Below are 17,761 nucleotides of genomic sequence, written 5' to 3'. Positions count from 1 at the left end.
GGTTCCTCCTCCAGGGGTACGAACCCTCCCCGAGCCTTCGTGCGGAGATCCCCCTAGGGGACGTCCACCGCCAGGTGGAGTCCTTCTCCGGGGAAGGTCCACCCACCGGCGCACTCAGGCTCCACCCTCCCGTTGCGTCATGGTCAAGTGGGAAGCTGTCGCGGGGCGGATGGATGCAGAGGGAAACCAGTAGGGGGAGGGATCCGGGTGGGCAGTACGAGACCGGCGACCCGGGACAGCGCCGAGCGCACCGCACCCGCCCGGCGCGGCGCGGTCGTCGCGGCCCTGATGCTCGCGATGGCACTGGCCGCGCTCGACTCCACCGTCGTCTCCACGGCCGTACCGCAGATCGTCGCCGACCTCGGCGGGTTCACCGTCTTCTCCTGGCTGTTCTCCGGCTATCTGCTCGCCGTCACGGTCACCCTGCCCGTCTACGGCAAGCTCTCCGACACCTTCGGCCGCAAGCCCGTCCTGGTGGCGGGTGCGGCCGTGTTCCTGCTCGGCTCACTGCTGTGCGCGGCCGCGTGGAACATGGGCGCGCTGATCGCGTTCCGCATCGTGCAGGGCCTGGGCGGCGGGGCGCTGCAGGGCACGGTGCAGACCCTGGCCGCCGATCTGTATCCGCTCAAGGAGCGCCCGAAGATCCAGTCCAAGCTGTCCACGGTGTGGGCGGTGTCGGCGGTCGCGGGACCGGGGATCGGCGGGGCGCTGGCGGCGTACGCGGACTGGCGCTGGATCTTCCTCGTCAATCTGCCCATAGGCGGGGCCGCGCTCTGGCTGGTCGTCCGTCATCTGCACGAGCCGGCGCGCGAGCGGCCCGCGTCGGTGCGCGTCGACTGGGCGGGCGCGCTGGCGGTGTTCGCGTGCGGCGGGGTGCTGCTCACCGCGCTGGTGCAGGGCGGGGTGGCGTGGGCGTGGCTGTCCGTGCCGTCGCTCGCCCTGTTCGCCACGGGGTTCGGGCTGGTCGGCGTGGTGGTGTGGGTGGAGCGGCGGGCGGCGGAGCCGATCATTCCTGGGTGGGTGTGGCGGCGCCGTACGATCGCGGCGGTCAATCTGGCGCTGGGCGCACTGGGCCTGCTGATGGTGGCGCCGGCGGTGTTCCTGCCCACGTATGCGCAGTCGGTGCTCGGCCTCGCGCCCGTGGCCGCCGGATTCGTGCTGTCCGTGTGGACGCTCAGCTGGCCGGTGTCGGCCGCGCTCAGCCAGCACGTGTACCGGCGGATCGGCTTCCGCGACACCGCGATGCTCGGCATCGGCACGGCCGCGCTGATCCTGTTCGCGTTCCCGTTCCTGCCGTATCCGGGAGCGGCCTGGCAGCCGACGCTGCTGATGCTGCTGCTGGGCGGTGCGCTGGGGCTGTTCCAACTGCCGCTCATCGTGGGGGTCCAGTCGACCGTGGGGTGGGCGGAGCGCGGTACCACCACGGCGTCGGTGCTCTTCTGCCGGCAGACCGGGCAGACCGTCGGCGCCGCCGTGTTCGGCGCGGTCGCCAACGGGGTGCTGGCCGCGCGGCTGGGCGGCGCGGGCGACCTGGACTCGGTGACGCGGGGGCTCGATGCCGGTACGGCGCCGCAGGCCACGCGGCATGCGATCGCCGACGCGGTGCACGCGGTGTATATGGGGGCCGCGTGCGCCGCGGGACTGGCGTTTCTGGTGCTGCTGTTCCTGGCGCCGCGGCGCTTCCCCGTGCTGAAGGACTGACGGAGAGCCAGAAAAATATGAGTTAACGCGGGTAACACCCGAGGTCAGGGTCCTTTTTGCGTAGTAAGCGCATACCGACCGTCCAGTTTGGTGAAAACGTCGCGCGCTCCGGATACCTGCGAGTAGCGTGCGTGGCTCGCACCCCCCAATCTCCCTGCGGTCCGCCGCCACGGACCCGAGCCGGCAAGGAGCACGGGATGTCCCACGACCCGTATCCACCCGTCCCGTCTTCGTATCCCTCCGTCCCGTACCCATATCCCTCCGTCCGCTCCCCGCACCCATCCGCCCCGGCGCAACTCACCTACCCCTGGCAGCCACTGCCCCCCGAACCGCCCAGGCCCCGCCCCCGGCCCCACCGCACCCCCCTCGGCCACCACAGCGACCTGCGGGTCCTGCGCACCGCCTACCGCTGGCAGCGGCGCACCGCCACCCTCACCGCCCTCGGCTACTTCACGCTCTTCCTCGTCCTGTCGGCGTTCGCCCCGGACGTCATGACCACCACGGTCAGCGACGGCATCCCCGCCGGACTGCTCCTCGCGCTCCTCCAACTCCCCGTCACCTGGCTGGCGATCGCGCTGTACGAGCACACCGCGCGCCGCCAGGTCGACCCGATCGCGGACCGCATCCGCAAGCAGGCGGAGCTGGACGCCAGGCGGGGGGCGTGAACCATGACCGGGTTCACGGGATTCAGCGACTCGGCGCAGGCGATGTCCCTGGTCGCGTTCTCCGCCGTAGCCACCATCACCCTCCTGCTGTGCGTGATGACCGGCCCCGACCGTGACGACCTCGACGAGTTCTACACCGGCTACGGCTCCCTGTCCCCGATGCGCAACGGCCTGGCGATCGCGGGCGACTACATCTCGGCGGCCACCGTGCTCGGCACGGGCGGAGTGATCGCCCTGTGCGGATACGACGGCATCGTGCTCGCGCTGAGCACCACCCTGTCGCTGCTGCTGATGATGTTCCTGCTGGCCGAACCCCTACGCAACGCGGGCCGGTTCACCATGGGCGACGCGCTCGCCCGCCGCATGCCCGGGCGTTGCGTCCGCGTCACGGCGTGCGCGGTGACCATCGCCGCGCTGCTGCCGCTGATGCTGGTGCAGTTGGCCGGCACCGGACAACTGCTGGCCTTCATCCTCGGCTTCTCCAGCGAGTCGCTGAAGACGGGCTGCGTCATCGGGCTGGGCGCGCTGATGATCAGCTACGCGGCGATCGGCGGCATGAAGGGCACCGCCCTCATCCAGATCGTGAAGATCGTGATGCTCCTCGGCTCGGGCGCACTGGTCGCCCTGCTGATCCTGCACCGCTTCGACTGGGACCCCGGCGCCCTGTTCGACGCGGCCGCCCGGCAGAGCGGGGCCGGGGACGCCTTCCTGCACTCGGGACTGCAGTTCATGGGCGGGACCAGCCCCCGACTGGACATGATCACGTCCGAGCTGACGATCGTCGTGGGCGGCGCCTGCCTGCCGCACATCACCATGCGCATGTACACCGCGTCCAGCGCCCGCCAGGTGCGCCGCTCGATGTCCTGGGCGGTGTCCAGCGTGGCCGTGTTCGTCCTGGTCATCACGGTCGTCGGCCTCGGCGCGACGGCCCTGATCGGCCGTACGACGATCGCCCAGGCCGACCCGCAGGGCAACACGGCGTATCTGCTGGGCTCCAGAGCGGCCTTCGGACCGGACGTGTCGAGCGCCGAGACCTTCCTGTTCACCACGGTCACCACGGCGATCTTCCTGACCCTCCTGGCCTCCGTCGCCGGAATGATCCTGGCCTGCGCCAACTCCCTGGCCCACGACGTGTTCGCGGGCCGGGTACGGGAGATGTCGGCCCGCCGCGAGATGACCCTGGCCCGGTTCTCGGCCCTGGCGATCGGCGCCCCGACCATCCTCCTGGCCACCCTGGTCCAGCACCGCAGCCTGCAGCCCCTGGTGACCCTCTCCTTCTGCCTCGGCGCCTCCGCCATCGCCCCCGCCCTCGTCTACAGCCTCTTCTGGCGCCGCTACACCCGAACCGGCCTGATCTGCACCCTGATCGGCGGCTCCCTCACCGTGCTGCTGCTGATGCCGGGCACCAACCTGGTCTCCGGCTCACCGATCTCGGCCTTCCCCGACGCCGACTTCAACTGGTTCCCGTTCACGACGACGGGCATCGTCTCGATCCCGGCGGGCTTCCTCTTCGGCTGGCTGGGCACGGTGGCCTCCGGCCGGCGCAAGGCGGAGGAACAACGGCGGCAGTACGAGGCGGTGGAGGGGTGGATCCTGGCGGGGGCCGTGCGCAGGGGGAGTTGAGGCACAGGGGGGCGAGGCGCGGGGAGAGTTGAAGCGCGGGGGCCGGGTCGCGCCCGGCTCACTCCAGGGCGGCCTGCCCGGTCAGCGACGTCAGGCTGTCGCGCATGTGATCCATGTGTGCCTGTACGTCGTCCCACCGCTCCCCGTGCTCGCGCAGCACCCGCTCCGTCTCCCGCGCGATCCGGTCCTCCCGCACCCGCGCCGCGGCAACGAGATCGGCGGCACGCGCGTGTGCGTCCTCCTGACACCGCCGTGCCGCCGCCTCCGCCTCCCCGAACTCCCGCTTCGCCTCGGCCAGCGCGACCTCGGCCCGGGCCAACTGCTCGACATGCTGCCTCTCCAGCGCGGCGGCCCGCTCGACGGCCTGCCGGTCGGCCTCGGCCCATCGTTCGGCGTGCTCCGTGGCCTGCTCGGCAAGCATCCCCTCGGTGCGCTGCCGCACCTCCCGCAACGCGGCGAGCGCCTCGCCGCGCCCCTCCTTCACCTCACGCCGGGCGCCGATACGCAGGTCGTCCGCCTCGGCGCGGGCCACGAGCAGCCGCTGCCGGGAGCGTTCCTCGGCCTCCGCACGCAGCGCGTCCGCCTGTTCCTGCGCCGTGCGCCGCACGTCGAGGGCATACGCCTCCGCCTCGGCGAGGTGTTCCTGTGCCGCGCGCCGCGCGCCCTCCCGCACGTCCGCCGCTTCTTCCGCCGCGAGCTGGAACACGCGCCGTGCGCGCTCCCCGAGCGTCTCGTACGTCTGCGGGGTGAGCCGCGCGACCGTCCCGCGCAGCCGCTCCGCCTCCGCCCCCATGTCCTTGGCGAGCACGGTGAGCCGCGCGGCCCGCTCCCACGCGGCGTCGCGGTCCCGGGAGAGTGCCGACGCGTACACGTCGACCTGCTCGGGGCGGTAGCCGCGCCCCCGGACGGTCGCGAAGCCGTACGGCGACTCCGAAGCGCTGCTCACCGTGGAACCCCTCTCCACCTGCCCCACACGCACCGACGATGGTGCGCACATCTTTATGGATCAGGCGCAAGTGTTTATAACGCGACACTCCACGCATAAGCAACGAACATGGCGAGACACCACCTGAAAAGGGCAGGGCCCGGTCGTACGAAGTCGTACGACCGGGCCCTGCCCTTGACGATGCGTCAGATAAGTCGGACACGGGTCACAGCAACCCGTCCCACATCTGCTCCAGCAGCACCGACCACCAGCTCTCCGGCGAACCCAGCGCCGCGGGGTCGAGCGAGGCGAGCTGCGCCTGGAAGTCGACGGTCCAGCGGCCCGCCTGCTCCTGGTTCAGACCGAACCGCAGCCGCCACATCCGGCCCAACAGCGCCAGACAGCGCGCGAACTCCGGCAGCCCGGAGTTCACGAACTGCGGCGGTACGGGCGCACCGCCCGGCCCCGCCTCCACGGGGACCGCGACGATGTTCGCCGTGCCGTACTGCACACAGATCGCCTTGCCGAAGTCCGTGCCCATGACCAGGTACGAACCCGCGTCCGGGGCCGGCTGCACGCCGCGCTCCTGTGCCAGCTCAGCCAGCGTCGGCACCGGACGGCCCGGCTGGGCCTGCGCCCAGAAGAACGGACCCATGTCCAGCGGCAGTCCGGCCGCCACCAGAGTGTGCGCCACGACCGGCGGCACGCCCTGCCGCGACACCGCCGCCTGCTCGAACCGGAACACACCCGGCCCGAACGCCGCCGCCAGTTCCTGGGCGATCCCCTCCGGCGGGACGGGCGGCACCGGCGGTACCTGCGGCACCGGCACCCGCACCGGCGCCGGCCGCGCGGGACCGTCCGCCACCTGGTGCAACTCGCCCTGGTGCGCCAGCAGTTGCTGCATGCCCTGCTGCCGGCTCGCGTGGTCCGTGCCGTACGGCGCGATGCTCGTGATCCGCGCCTGCGGCCACTGCTCCCGGATCATCCGCGCGCAGTAGGCACCCGGCAGCGCACACGACTCCAGCTCCGTGTGCAGCTCCAGCACCTTGTCCGGCGGCACGTTCATGGCGCGCAGCTCGTGGAAGATCTGCCACTCCGGGTGCGGCGTACCCGGCGCCGAACGCCGGATCAGCTGCTGCTCGGAACCGTCCTGGGCGCGGTAGCGCAGCACGGCCTGATACCCCGGGCCGACCGTCGGCTGCCCCTGCGGCGGATAGCCGTACGCCGGAGGCTGCTGCCCGGGCATGGGCTGCCCCGGCATGGGCTGACCGGGCATGGGCTGCCCCGGCATGCGCTGTCCGGGCGGCGGCATCGCGCCGTGCGGCTGCATCGGCTGCGGGGCGCCCGGGGGCATCGGCTGCGGGGCGCCCGGCATCCCGGGCACGCCGGGGGCCTGCGGCGGCGGAGGTGCGCCGGGCCCGGCCACCGGCGGCCCGGCCAGCACGGTCTCCGCGTGGTGTACGGCCTCTCGCGCACCCCCCGCAGCACCCGGCGGCTGGGGAGCGCCGGGGCCCGCCGGGGGCATCCCGGGAGCACCGGGAGCGCCAGGCGGAACCGGTGCGCCGGGCGCGCCCGGAACGCCCGGGGCGCCGGGCGGCTGCGGCGCGCCCCCGCCCGTGCCCCCGCCCATCTGGGACGGGTCGGCCAGCACCGTGGCCGCGTGATGCACATTGCCGGGAGGCGTGCCGCCCGGCGTGCCCGGCGCACCGGGCGGGTTGGGGGCACCCGGCGGAGTCGGCACGCCCGGTCCGGCCGGACCGGCCACTCCCTCCGGCCCTTCGGGACCGAGCGACGACATCAGCTGGGTCGGCACATACCCGCCCGCCGGAGCACCCGGAGCGCCCGGCGCGGGCGGCGGCGGAGGCGTGCTCCCCGGTCGCGCGCCCGGAGCACCCGGAGCGCCCGGCGGCGGAGGCGGCGCGCCCACCGGGCCCCGCGGCCGGCGCGGCGGCGGCGCGGCCTTGCTGGTCGCGGCGTCCGCGATGTCACTGGCGTTGGGCGCCAGCGGCCGCCCCGGCCCACCCGGACCGGCCGGGGGACGAGGCGCGTCCGGGGCACCGCCCGGCTCCTGCGGGTAGCCGTAACCGGGGGCGCCCGGAGGCGGAGTGCCCGGGCCGGCGGGAGCGCCGGGACCCTGGGGATAGCCGTACGTGGGCGCGGCCGGCGGCGCGGGCGTGCTGCCCTGCGGCACACCCGGAGGAGGCGTACCCGGAGCCGCCTGCCCCTGCGGATAGCCGTACGGAGGCGGAGGCGGCGTGCTGCCCTGCGGCACACCGGGCGCACCCTGATCGCCGAGCGCCGGAGAGACCGCCGTCGGCGGCAGCCCGCTGCCACCCGACATCAGCGCCGTCTTGGCGTCCGGCGGCGTGGCCCCGCCGCCGGAGTCGCTCAGCGGCGGCGCGAACACCGTCGCGGGCAGCGGCACGGAACGGTCCTCACCGGCGTCCGCGTTGGTGTCCGTACCGGCCCAGGGCGTCGCCCCGGCAGACACACCGTGCGCCCCGTCGCCCGGCTCGCCGCCACCCGCGGCCGGCCACGCCGCACCACTGCCCCCGGAACCGACCGGGGTCCCCGGCGCGGGAGTTCCCGCGGCCGGCGGCGCGGCGGAGGGCTCCGCGGCCGCGGCCGTGGGCACCCCGGCCTGCGTCTGCGGAAGCTCACCGTCCGACGAGCGCCGATCCGGGATCCCCAGCTTGTCCGCCGCCTCCTGCAGCCACTCCGGCGGGCTCAGCAGGAACGACGTCTGGTTCAGATCCACGCGGGCCGCGGGCGCCGGCACCGCGTCCTCGACCTCGTCCGGACGGCCGTACTCCTCCTCGTACCGGCGGATCACCTCACCCACCGGCAGCGCCGGCCACAGCGTCGCCTCACCGCTGTCCCGCGCGATGACGAGCCGCTGAGCGCCCGCGTCCGAACGCGGCCCCTCCGCACGGTCCTCGCCCCACACCACAAAACCGAGGTCGAACTCCCGCACCCGCACCTCACGGTGCTGATACGCCGGAACGTCCCCGTTGACCCACTCCTCGGCGCGCTCCTGCGCCTGCGCGAACGTCACCATCGCCGAAGCTCACTCCCCCATGGAAGAGACCGGAACGGCATGTGCGAAACCGCCGTCCACCATCAGGTTCGCCACCGTCTCCAACTCCGGCGGGCTGCCCGCCAGCCGGGACAGGAACGCGTCGAAGTCGTCACCGCACGGCAGCAGCAACCGCTCCACGCGCTCCGCCGGGGGCCACGAAGGATCCACGTCCCGCGCATCGTCGTACGCGCAGAACCACACCGAACCGAGCCGCTCGCCCTTCACCTTCACCGCGAGCAACCCGCCCTGCACGAAGGCCACACCCAGGTAATCCTTCGTCAGATGGTCACGCAGGCACTTGTTCACATAGACCAGGTCATTGACCGCGGCCTCGTCCCGCACCGTGAAGAACGGCTGGTCCACCAGCAGACCCAGCTCCGCGTCCAGCGCCGTGCCCACCGGCGCGCATCCGCCCGCCGCCTTGAGGAAGGAGCGGTACGCACCCGGCAGCCGGTACCCCAGGTCCTCCTCGACCCCCTGCACCTGCTGCTCCGTCACCGCGACACCCGACTTCGGCAGCCCGACATGCGCAGGACGCGTCTCCTGCAACGGCCGCGTCCCCCGCTTGCCGTGGTCCACCCGCGCCGTCGCCAGACCGGCGTGGTGCCGCAGCAACGCCTTCACCTCGACCGGAACCAGCTCCAGCCGCCGCGAACCGACCACGTGATGCCACGTCCAGCCGTGCGGCGTCGCCACCTCCGGCACCGTGTCCCACAGATCGTGCCCCGACGCCGACAACGCCGCGTTCGCCGACACATAGTCCGTCAGCCGCAACTCGTCGACGCCGAACCCCTCGGGCGGTTCGGCGATCTCCGCGGCCGCGCGCGCGTAGGGCGAGAAGTCGGGGTAACCGTGCTCATCGATACGTACCCCTCTCGGGTGACGTGCCGCCCGGACCGGATCCGGGAAATGCACGACCTGCCCGGCATAGGCCGCGTTCGGCGGCGCGGCTTGCTGCCCGAGCCGACCTGTCGTCATGGCGGTTGCCCCCTGCGGCACTCTGTACGAACCGAAACCGCACCGTATGTGGCACGCGACGGTCCGTATTCGACTGTCTCTGCAACGTCTACGACACGTTGACCGCGAGCATCGCGGTGCCGACAGCCTATGCGGTACACGGACACCGGTCACCGGGCCTCCACTTCCGTGACCAGCCGTCACCCTGCCGTGACAGCCTGCCCAAACCCGGGCGTGTCGCGCCGCCCCAGCTTCCGCACCAGCCACGGCATTTGGCACTCTGTGACCTTCGGGGGACGCCCGGAAGGGATGATGATCATGAATGCGACGCAGACGGGACCACCCACGGACACCCGCACCAGCGGCAGGCACAACCACGCCTCGGGCGACCCACGCATCGGCTGGAGCCACGCCGAAACCCCACACGCCCCCGCCCTCCTGCACCGCCGCGACGGCATCACGCCCACCGTCGCCGCCGCCCTCTCCGTCCGCGGCGCCACCCTCACCGCCACCGCCGCCCGCGGCGACGAACCCCCTCCCCTCCACCCCCTCGTCCAGGACTTCCTCGACACCCTCACCAGCACCCAGCGCGACTGCTTCACCGGCCGCTGCGCCGAAACCCTCCTCATATCCCGCCACATCGCCACCGCCGACGCCGCCCGCAGCAAGCGCGCCGCCCGCAAGCCGATGACCAACGGCGAGGCCCGCAGAGCCCTCAAGCAGGCCAAACTCACCGCCCGCCGGATACGCGAGGACGGCGACCCCCTCCACGGCAGCTTCGCCGCACCCTGCCGCGCCTGCACCGCGCTCAGCGCCCACTTCGGCGTCCGCATCGTCGACCCCACGACAGACGGCAACTGAACCCCCGGACCCACATCACACGGGGCCACCAAGGCACAAAACCCACACACAAGCACGCGCACCCCGCAGCGAACTCGACGATCGAAGGGCAGATGCACACCGACCGCACCTCAACGACCCGCTTCCCCGTACCCATCGACGCCGCACTGCGCGCCGCCGGCTGGCAACCCGGACGCTGGGACATCAAGCAGGCCGAGGTCTGGGCCGACACCCTCCGCGAACACACCTCACCCGCCGGACACCGGCACACCGTCTTCCCCGCGGCCGTCGAAGCCTGGGCCGAATTCGGCGGCCTCACCATCACCCCGGCAGGTCCCGGCCGCCAGATCGCCCCCGCCGCCCTCGACCTCGACCCGCTGCACGGCCTCCACCTCGCCCGCACCCTCGGCGACCTCGGCCGCGCCCTCGACACCGAGCTGTGCCCCCTCGGCGAGGAGACCGAGACCCACTCCCTCCTCGCCATCGACGCCGAAGGCCGCGTCTACACGCTCGACCACACCGGCGACTGGTACCTCGGCCCCGACATCGACCACGCCCTGTCGGCGCTCATCGCGGGCATCGAACCCGTACGGCTCACGTCCGGCTGAACCACCCACCGGCACCCACCGGCACCCACCGGCACCCACCGGCACCCGCCCGGCCTCCCCGCGCGGCACCCCCGCCCGCCGCGCGCCTACACCGCCGGAATCACCGCCGACACCCGAAAGCCCCCCGCATCGGTCGGCCCGGACACGAACACGCCGCCCAGCGCCATGACCCGCTCCCGCATCCCGAGCAGACCATTGCCACCGGACGGCAACCGCGCCGCCGACGCCGACGACAACTCCGGCGGCGGCTCGTTCTCCACCTGCATCGCGATCTCCGACACCCGGTGCGCCAGCCGTACGTGCGTCTTCGCACCCGCCGCATGCTTGTGGACGTTCGTCAACGCCTCCTGCACCACCCGGTACGCCGTCTGCTCGACCGCCCGCGCATACGACCGCGCATCACCCTCGACCGACAGATCCACCACCATCCCCGCCGCCGCCGACTGCCCGATCAGCACGTCCAGCTCCGCCAGGTAGGGCCCCTCCACCACAGCGTCGTCCTCATCGACAAGGGATTGGGCCTCCGCCACCGGCACCCCGACCGAGGCCGGCGGCACCGACGACGCCGCCCGCCGCTGCGCACCGTCCCCGGACCGCAGCACCCCCAGCATCTCCCGCAACTCCGTCAACGCCTGCCGGCCCATGTCCCCGACCAGCACCGCGTTCCTCACGGCCTTCTCTGGATCCTTCCGGGCCACCGCCTGCAACGCGGCCGCATGCACCACCATCAGGCTCACCCGATGCGCCACCACGTCATGCATCTCGCGGGCGATACGCGTCCGCTCCTCGTTCCGCGCCCACTCCGCGCGCTCCTCCGCCCGCTCCGCGAGCAGCTGCAGCTCCCTCTCAAGACTGTCCGCCCGCTCCCGCAGACTCTCCATGAGCCGGCGCCGGGCACCCACATACAGCCCCAGCAGCACAGGCGGCGCGGTCAGCCCGAGCGACGTGGTGATCGAGGCGAACGGCACGAACCAGTCCCCGAGGGTCAGATCACCCCGCGCCATGTCCTGGCGCACCCGCACGAACGTCACGATCATCGTCCCGACGAGGGACATCCCCGCCAGCGCCGCGATGATCCGCCGCGGCAGCTCCGCCGCGGCCAACGTGTACAGGCCGACGATGCCCATCAGGAAACCCATCTGGGCGGGCGTAATCGCAATGGCCACCAACACGACCGCGATCGGCCACTTCCGCCGCAGCAACAGCACCGAACCGGCCAGCAGACCGAACACGATCCCGACCGACACCGGGATACCCGCGTCGCGGGCGAAGGGGATGCCCTCCGCCGCACACTCCAACGCGGACACCAGCGCGAGACTCCCGTCGAGTACCGCGCTGCGCCACCTCGCCCACCACCACGGGCCGGTCAGGGCCGTGGCGCGCTCTTCCCCCGTCGTGGTCATGCGTCCAGCCTACGGGCGGTGGGGTGAGCTTTTCCGGTGAGTTTCGCCTACTGGCCTACACCACACTCCGTAATCGAATAACTGCGAAACCCCCCGGTATCCCTCGAACTACTGAACCACGCCCGTTCGGCCCCGGAACCGACCATTCCGGCCGGACGGTATGCACATGGCACATTCACACGGCAAGTACACCGACTTCGAGGGGCTACGGGAGCGGGCGGTCGCGCTGCGGCGCCGGGGCTACAGCCTTCGGCAGATCCGCGACGAGCTGAAGATCTTCAACAACGACATCCTCAACCAGTTGGTGAAGGGGGAGCCGCCCCCGGAGCGGACGAAACGCCCGCGGGCGAAGGACGACATGCGGGAGAGGGCGCGGGACCTGCGCAGGCAGGGCTGGACGTACGACCAGATCGAGGCGGAGCTGGGGTGTTCGCGGAGCTCGGTTTCATTGTGGGTGCGGGATCTGCCGAGGCCCGAGCGCAAGCGCAGCCCTGAAGAGGCGGCAGCCATCGCCAGGAAGGGCTGGGAGGCGAAGCTCCGCATCCGCGACGAAGAGCGCCGGCGAAGCAAGGACGAGGCCAAGCAGTCGATCGGCGACCTGTCAGCCCGCGAACTGTTCCTCGTGGGCGTCGGTCTCTATTGGGCCGAGGGCAGCAAGGACAAGCCGTACGACCGCCGCGAGAACGTCACCTTCGTCAACAGCGACCCGGGGGTGATCAAGGTCTACCTCGCCTGGCTCGACCTGCTCGGCGTCGAGCGGGCACGCCTGCGTTACACCGTCATGATCCATGAGAATGCCGATGTTTCGGGTGCCGAACGGTACTGGGCCGACCTGGTCGGCGCCGACGCCTCCGCCTTCAACAAGACGACTCTCAAGAAGCACAACCCCAAGACGGTCCGCAAGAACGTGGGGGACACCTACCGGGGCTGCCTGGTGATCAAAGTCCTGAAGGGCGCCGACTTGTACCGTCGCATCGAAGGGTCTTGGTACGGCATAGTGTTGGGTGCCGACTCGGCAACCTGACCAAATGTCCGGTTTAGTCGAGTTTCATCCCCCATGGTGTAATCAGGCAGCACTGAGGGTTTTGGTCCCTTAAGTTCAGGTTCAAATCCTGATGGGGGAGCTGCGTACATGCGGGCCCTGCCAGCGCTGGCAGGGCCCGCTCCCATGTCTCCCCCGAAACGCCCCGGTATCCTGCGGATGTCCACCCCCACCCATCCAAAGCCGAAGGGCAACCCCGTGAGCGCCATTCGCCCGGCAGCCGTCGTCGTTCTTGCAGCGGGTGAGGGCACCCGTATGAAGTCGGCCACACCGAAGGTCCTGCACGAGATCTGCGGCCGTTCCCTGGTCGGTCATGTGCTCGCCGCCGCCCGCGAGTTGAACCCGCACGAGCTGGTCGTCGTCGTGGGACACGCCCGCGAGAAGGTCACCGAGCACCTCGGCGGCATCGACCCGCAGGTGCGGACCGCCGTGCAGGACCAGCAGAACGGCACCGGACACGCCGTACGGATGGCTCTGGAGGAGCTCGGCGGGACCGTCGACGGAACCGTGGTCGTCGTCTGCGGAGACACCCCGCTGCTCAGCGGCGAGACGCTGCGGACGCTCGCCGCGACCCATCACGCGGACGGCAACGCCGTCACCGTGCTGACCGCCGAGGTCCCGGACGCGACCGGCTACGGCCGTATCGTCCGCGACGACGCCTCCGGTGCCGTGACCGCGATCGTCGAGCACAAGGACGCCGACGGGTCGCAGCGCGCGATCCGTGAGATCAACTCCGGGGTCTTCGCCTTCGACGGGCAGCTCCTGGCCGACGCGCTGGGGAAGGTACGGACGGACAACAGCCAGGGCGAGGAGTATCTGACGGACGTCCTCGGGATTCTGCGGGAGGCCGGGCATCGCGTGGGGGCCTCGGTCGCCGCTGATCACCGTGAGATCGCCGGGATCAACAACCGTGTGCAGCTCGCGGAGGCGCGCCGGATCCTCAACGACCGGCTGCTGGAGCGCGCGATGCTGGCCGGTGTGACGGTCGTGGACCCGGCGTCGACGTGGGTGGATGTGACCGTGTCGTTCGAGCAGGACGTTCTCGTCCACCCTGGCACCCAGCTCCAGGGTTCGACGCATCTCGGCGAGGGCGCGGAGGTCGGGCCCAACAGCCGGCTCACGGACACGCAGGTGGGCGCGGGCGCGCGGGTGGACAACACGGTGGCCGACCGGGCGCACATCGGGCCGCAGGCCAGTGTGGGGCCGTTCGCGTATCTCCGACCCGGTACCCGTCTGGGGCTGAAGTCCAAGGTGGGTACGTATGTGGAGACGAAGAACGCCTCGATCGGGGAGGGGACCAAGGTTCCGCATCTCTCGTATGTCGGGGACGCGACCATCGGTGACCACTCGAACATCGGTGCCGCGAGTGTGTTCGTGAACTACGACGGGCAGGACAAGCACCACACGACGATCGGGTCGCACTGCCGTACGGGTTCGGACAATATGTTTGTGGCTCCCGTCACGGTCGGGGACGGTGCGTACACCGCCGCGGGCTCGGTGATCACCAAGGATGTGCCGCCCGGTTCGCTGGCCGTGGCCCGCGGTCAGCAGCGGAATATCGAGGGTTGGGTGGCCCGGAAGCGTCCGGGGAGCGCGGCCGCGAAGGCGGCGGAGGCGGCCTCCCGGCAGCGCGGCGGCGAGGACTGACCGGAAACGGGTCCGCCGAACACGGCGTACCGTGATAAGTGCATACCCGCACCCCACCAGCTGAGTCGGCCTCTCACGCCCAGCCGAGAGGTCGCTCGACACCCAGCTGAGACACCTCTGAGGAGACAGTGCTGTGACCGGGATCAAGACGACCGGCGAGAAGAAGATGATGTTCTTCTCCGGCCGCGCCCACCCCGAGCTTGCCGAGGAGGTCGCCCAGCAGCTGGGTGTCGGGGTCGTCCCGACGAAGGCCTTCGACTTCGCCAATGGCGAGATCTATGTGCGTTATCAGGAGTCGGCGCGTGGTGCGGACTGCTTCGTGATCCAGAGCCACACGGCTCCGATCAACCAGTGGATCATGGAGCAGCTGATCATGATCGACGCGCTGAAGCGTGCGTCGGCCCGTTCGATCACGGTGATCGTGCCGTTCTACGGTTATGCCCGGCAGGACAAGAAGCACCGTGGTCGTGAGCCGATCTCGGCGCGTCTGATCGCGGATCTGATGAAGACGGCGGGTGCCCACCGCATCCTGACCGTGGATCTGCACACCGACCAGATCCAGGGTTTCTTCGACGGGCCGGTGGATCACCTGTTCGCGCTGCCGCTGCTCGCGGACTACGTGGGTCGGAAGGTGGACCGGGACAAGCTGACGGTGGTGTCCCCGGACGCGGGCCGTGTGCGGGTGGCGGACCGCTGGTGCGACCGTCTGGGTGCGCCGCTGGCGATCGTGCACAAGCGGCGTGACAAGGACGTGGCGAACCAGGTGACCGTCCACGAGGTCGTGGGTGAGGTCCGGGGCCGGGTGTGTGTGCTGGTGGACGACATGATCGACACCGGTGGCACGATCTGTGCGGCGGCGGACGCCCTGTTCGCGCACGGTGCGGAGGATGTCATCGTGACGGCGACGCACGGTGTGCTGTCGGGTCCGGCGGCGGACCGGCTGAAGAACTCTCGGGTGAGTGAGTTCGTGTTCACGAACACGCTGCCGACGCCGGGTGAGCTGAGCCGGGATCTGGACAAGCTGACGGTGCTGTCGATCGCGCCGACGATCGCGAGTGCGGTGCGTGAGGTGTTCGAGGACGGTTCGGTGACGAGCCTGTTCGACGAGCAGTGATCTCTGTTCGCCTTCGAGGTTGATCGATTTTTCTGCGGCCTCCCGCGCCGAGTAGACTGTTTCAGTTGCTCGGCGAGGGAGGCCGTTCCCGTTCTGTGACGGGGTACGGCGGTCCGTTATCGACGCGCTCTTCGTAGCAGGCCGTTCGTGGCCGGGTGACCACGTCCGTATCTACTTCTACGAGGAGTGATCATGTCCGAGGTCAAGATCTCCGCCGAGACCCGTACCGAGTTCGGCAAGGGTGCCGCCCGTCGTATCCGCCGTGAGTCGAAGGTTCCCGGTGTGCTGTACGGCCACGGTTCCGACCCGCTGCACCTGACCCTTCCGGGCCACGACCTGCTGCTGGCGCTGCGTACGCCGAACGTCCTGATCTCCCTGGACATCGACGGCAAGTCCAACGAGCTGGCGATCCCGAAGTCCGTGCAGCGCGACCCGATCAAGGGTTTCCTGGAGCACGTCGACCTGCTGCTGGTCAAGCGGGGCGAGAAGGTCACGGTCGAGATTCCGGTGCACGCGGAGGGTGAGCTGGCCGCCGGTGGCAACCTGCTGGAGCACGTCCTGAACGCGCTGCCGGTCGAGGCCGAGGCCACGCACATCCCCGAGGGCGTGACGGTGTCGGTCGAGGGTCTGGAGGCCGGTGCCTCGGTCCTCGCCAAGGACATCGTCCTGCCGTCCGGTGTGACGCTGGCCGTCGACGAGGACGCGGTCGTTCTCCAGGTCCTGGCCGCGCAGGCCGAGGAGGCCGCGGCCGAGGGCGAGGGCGAGGGCGAAGAGGCCGCCGAGGCCTGATCCTCGCGGTGGTCGTTCGTGTCAGCCGCTGTTCCCGGCCGGGGGGCAGCGGCTGTCGCGTGTATCAAGGACTTATCGAGGACGCGTGTCGACGCGTATCAAGGAGACATGGACGTGACCACCCCCGCCAATGCCCCCTGGCTGGTCGTAGGCCTGGGCAATCCCGGTCCCGACTACGCCATGAACCGGCACAACGTCGGCTTCATGGTGGCCGATCTGCTGGCCGAGCGGATCGGGGGGAAGTTCAAGCGTGCCGGGAAGGCGCAGGCTCAGGTCGTGGAGGGGCGGATCGGCCCGCCCGGTCCGGCGAGCCGGCGGGTGATCCTGGCGAAGCCCATGTCGTACATGAACCTGTCGGGCGGTCCGGTGAATGCGCTGCGGGACTTCTACAAGGTGCCGGTGGCGAACATCGTGGCGGTGCACGACGAGCTGGACATCGACTACGGGACCCTGCGGCTGAAGCTGGGCGGCGGGGACAACGGGCACAACGGGCTGAAGTCGATGACGAAGGCGATGGGTGCGGACTATCACCGGGTGCGGTTCGGGATCGGGCGGCCTCCGGGTCGCATGCAGGTGGCCGACTTCGTGCTGAAGGACTTCTCGTCGGCGGAGCGCAAGGAGCTGGACTACTTCGTGGACCGGGCGGCGGACGCGGTGGAGTGTCTGGTGATCGAGGGACTGGAGCGGGCGCAAAGCTCGTACAACTCCTGACTTGTCCGGCTGTGGGGCGGGCGGGAGTTGACCGATCGGACGGGCATGGCCAATGATCCCGGCCATGCCTGCCATTGCCATCTCTTCCCGTGAGGCCTCGGCCGCCGCGGTGCGGTTCGGGCGGTTCGCGGTGATGGGTGCGGTCGCCGTGCTGATCCTGATCGCGGGTGTGTGGGGTTCCTGGGGGACCGCGCAGCACGTGATGCTGACGAAGGGCCGGGAGCACGGCACGATCAGGGTGACCCAGTGCGACCGGGACACGTGTTCGGGGCCCTTCACGCCGGTCTCGCCGGGTGCGACGGCGCGGAACCGTGTCTTCATCCAGGAGCCGGTGGCGGTGCGCAAGGGACAGACGTACGCCGTCATCGTGAAGCCCGGTACGGATGATGTCGTACGGTCGGGGCCGGCGGGGATCCTGTATGCGTGGGTTCCGCTGGGCGGGGCTCTGCTGCTCGCCTCGGTCGTCGTGGCGGGCGGGCTGCGGCTGACGCGGCCGGCGTGGGTGCTGGCGGGGTCGGGGGCCGTGCTGCTGACTGCGGCCTTCCTGGCGCTCTGAGCCCGGTGTGCCCAGTGGAATCCGAGTGTTGTGTGTTCGTGATTGACCGCGGGTCAGTCGGGGCTGGATGCTGAGCCGCCCCCTCCACATCTTCCCGTCCG

At 70.9% G+C, this 17,761-nt stretch carries 15 protein-coding genes; 11 read left to right on the top strand and 4 right to left on the bottom strand.

All coding sequences use genetic code 11. The features are described 5' to 3' along the window. The first annotated feature begins 207 nt into the window (after positions 1-207). The 3 genes from ACFY1J_RS25490 to ACFY1J_RS25480 all read left to right on the top strand — a co-directional run bounded on the left by ACFY1J_RS25490 (position 208) and on the right by ACFY1J_RS25480 (position 3,989). Entirely contained in the window at positions 208-1,701 is a 1,494-nt protein-coding gene (locus ACFY1J_RS25490; protein ID WP_390709910.1) for an MFS transporter, read from the top strand. Positions 1,702-1,898: 197 nt separating this feature from the next. Then, positions 1,899-2,366, top strand: coding sequence for a DUF485 domain-containing protein (locus tag ACFY1J_RS25485; protein ID WP_390731996.1), 468 nt, complete (start codon positions 1,899-1,901; stop codon positions 2,364-2,366). Between the two features lie 3 nt (positions 2,367-2,369). After that, positions 2,370-3,989 (top strand): cation acetate symporter, encoded by a 1,620-nt coding sequence (locus ACFY1J_RS25480; protein ID WP_390709908.1) that lies wholly within the window; start codon positions 2,370-2,372, stop codon positions 3,987-3,989. 58 nt (positions 3,990-4,047) lie between these two features. Here ACFY1J_RS25480 and ACFY1J_RS25475 read toward each other — a convergent pair whose 3' ends face one another. From ACFY1J_RS25475 to ACFY1J_RS25465, 3 genes are all read right to left on the bottom strand, one after another. Beyond that, positions 4,048-4,935: a cellulose-binding protein gene (locus ACFY1J_RS25475; RefSeq protein WP_390731995.1), complete on the bottom strand. Its 888-nt coding sequence runs from the start codon at positions 4,933-4,935 to the stop codon at positions 4,048-4,050. 205 nt (positions 4,936-5,140) lie between these two features. Next, a complete protein-coding gene (locus tag ACFY1J_RS25470; RefSeq protein ID WP_390731994.1) occupies positions 5,141-7,972 on the bottom strand; it encodes an SUKH-4 family immunity protein in 2,832 nt (943 codons plus the stop codon). Positions 7,973-7,981: 9 nt separating this feature from the next. Continuing rightward, positions 7,982-8,971 carry an SMI1/KNR4 family protein gene (locus tag ACFY1J_RS25465; protein WP_390709905.1) on the bottom strand — a complete coding sequence of 330 codons (990 nt, stop codon included), beginning with the start codon at positions 8,969-8,971 and terminating at the stop codon, positions 7,982-7,984. Between the two features lie 288 nt (positions 8,972-9,259). Here ACFY1J_RS25465 and ACFY1J_RS25460 point away from each other — a divergent pair, with 288 nt between their 5' ends. Both ACFY1J_RS25460 and ACFY1J_RS25455 read left to right on the top strand, forming a co-directional pair. Next, entirely contained in the window at positions 9,260-9,811 is a 552-nt protein-coding gene (locus ACFY1J_RS25460) for a YwqJ-related putative deaminase (RefSeq protein ID WP_390709904.1), read from the top strand. A gap of 92 nt (positions 9,812-9,903) precedes the next feature. After that, positions 9,904-10,398, top strand: a complete 495-nt coding sequence (locus tag ACFY1J_RS25455) for an SUKH-3 domain-containing protein (RefSeq protein WP_390709903.1) — start codon at positions 9,904-9,906, stop codon at positions 10,396-10,398. An 86-nt stretch (positions 10,399-10,484) separates the two neighbouring features. Here the strand turns inward: ACFY1J_RS25455 and ACFY1J_RS25450 are convergent, their stop codons facing one another. Next, positions 10,485-11,801 (bottom strand): sensor histidine kinase, encoded by a 1,317-nt coding sequence (locus tag ACFY1J_RS25450; RefSeq protein ID WP_390709902.1) that lies wholly within the window; start codon positions 11,799-11,801, stop codon positions 10,485-10,487. Between the two features lie 166 nt (positions 11,802-11,967). Here ACFY1J_RS25450 and ACFY1J_RS25445 point away from each other — a divergent pair, with 166 nt between their 5' ends. The 6 genes from ACFY1J_RS25445 to ACFY1J_RS25420 all read left to right on the top strand — a co-directional run bounded on the left by ACFY1J_RS25445 (position 11,968) and on the right by ACFY1J_RS25420 (position 17,660). Beyond that, positions 11,968-12,825 (top strand): hypothetical protein, encoded by an 858-nt coding sequence (locus ACFY1J_RS25445; protein WP_390731993.1) that lies wholly within the window; start codon positions 11,968-11,970, stop codon positions 12,823-12,825. 216 nt (positions 12,826-13,041) lie between these two features. Then, positions 13,042-14,490, top strand: coding sequence for a bifunctional UDP-N-acetylglucosamine diphosphorylase/glucosamine-1-phosphate N-acetyltransferase GlmU (gene glmU, locus ACFY1J_RS25440; protein ID WP_390709900.1), 1,449 nt, complete (start codon positions 13,042-13,044; stop codon positions 14,488-14,490). A 133-nt stretch (positions 14,491-14,623) separates the two neighbouring features. Next, the gene (locus tag ACFY1J_RS25435) at positions 14,624-15,604 is read left to right on the top strand and encodes a ribose-phosphate diphosphokinase (RefSeq protein ID WP_390709899.1); all 981 of its coding nucleotides are present in this window, start codon (positions 14,624-14,626) and stop codon (positions 15,602-15,604) included. A gap of 192 nt (positions 15,605-15,796) precedes the next feature. Next, positions 15,797-16,393: a 50S ribosomal protein L25/general stress protein Ctc gene (locus tag ACFY1J_RS25430; protein WP_390709898.1), complete on the top strand. Its 597-nt coding sequence runs from the start codon at positions 15,797-15,799 to the stop codon at positions 16,391-16,393. Positions 16,394-16,501: 108 nt separating this feature from the next. After that, positions 16,502-17,104, top strand: a complete 603-nt coding sequence (pth, locus tag ACFY1J_RS25425) for an aminoacyl-tRNA hydrolase (protein WP_363300290.1) — start codon at positions 16,502-16,504, stop codon at positions 17,102-17,104. A gap of 52 nt (positions 17,105-17,156) precedes the next feature. Further along, positions 17,157-17,660: a hypothetical protein gene (locus ACFY1J_RS25420; protein ID WP_390709897.1), complete on the top strand. Its 504-nt coding sequence runs from the start codon at positions 17,157-17,159 to the stop codon at positions 17,658-17,660. The last annotated feature ends 101 nt before the right edge of the window (positions 17,661-17,761 follow it).

This window comes from Streptomyces sp. NPDC001406 (assembly GCF_042895285.1).
Taxonomy (GTDB): Bacteria; Actinomycetota; Actinomycetes; order Streptomycetales; family Streptomycetaceae; genus Streptomyces.
This window is presented reverse-complemented; position numbering and strand designations above follow the sequence as displayed.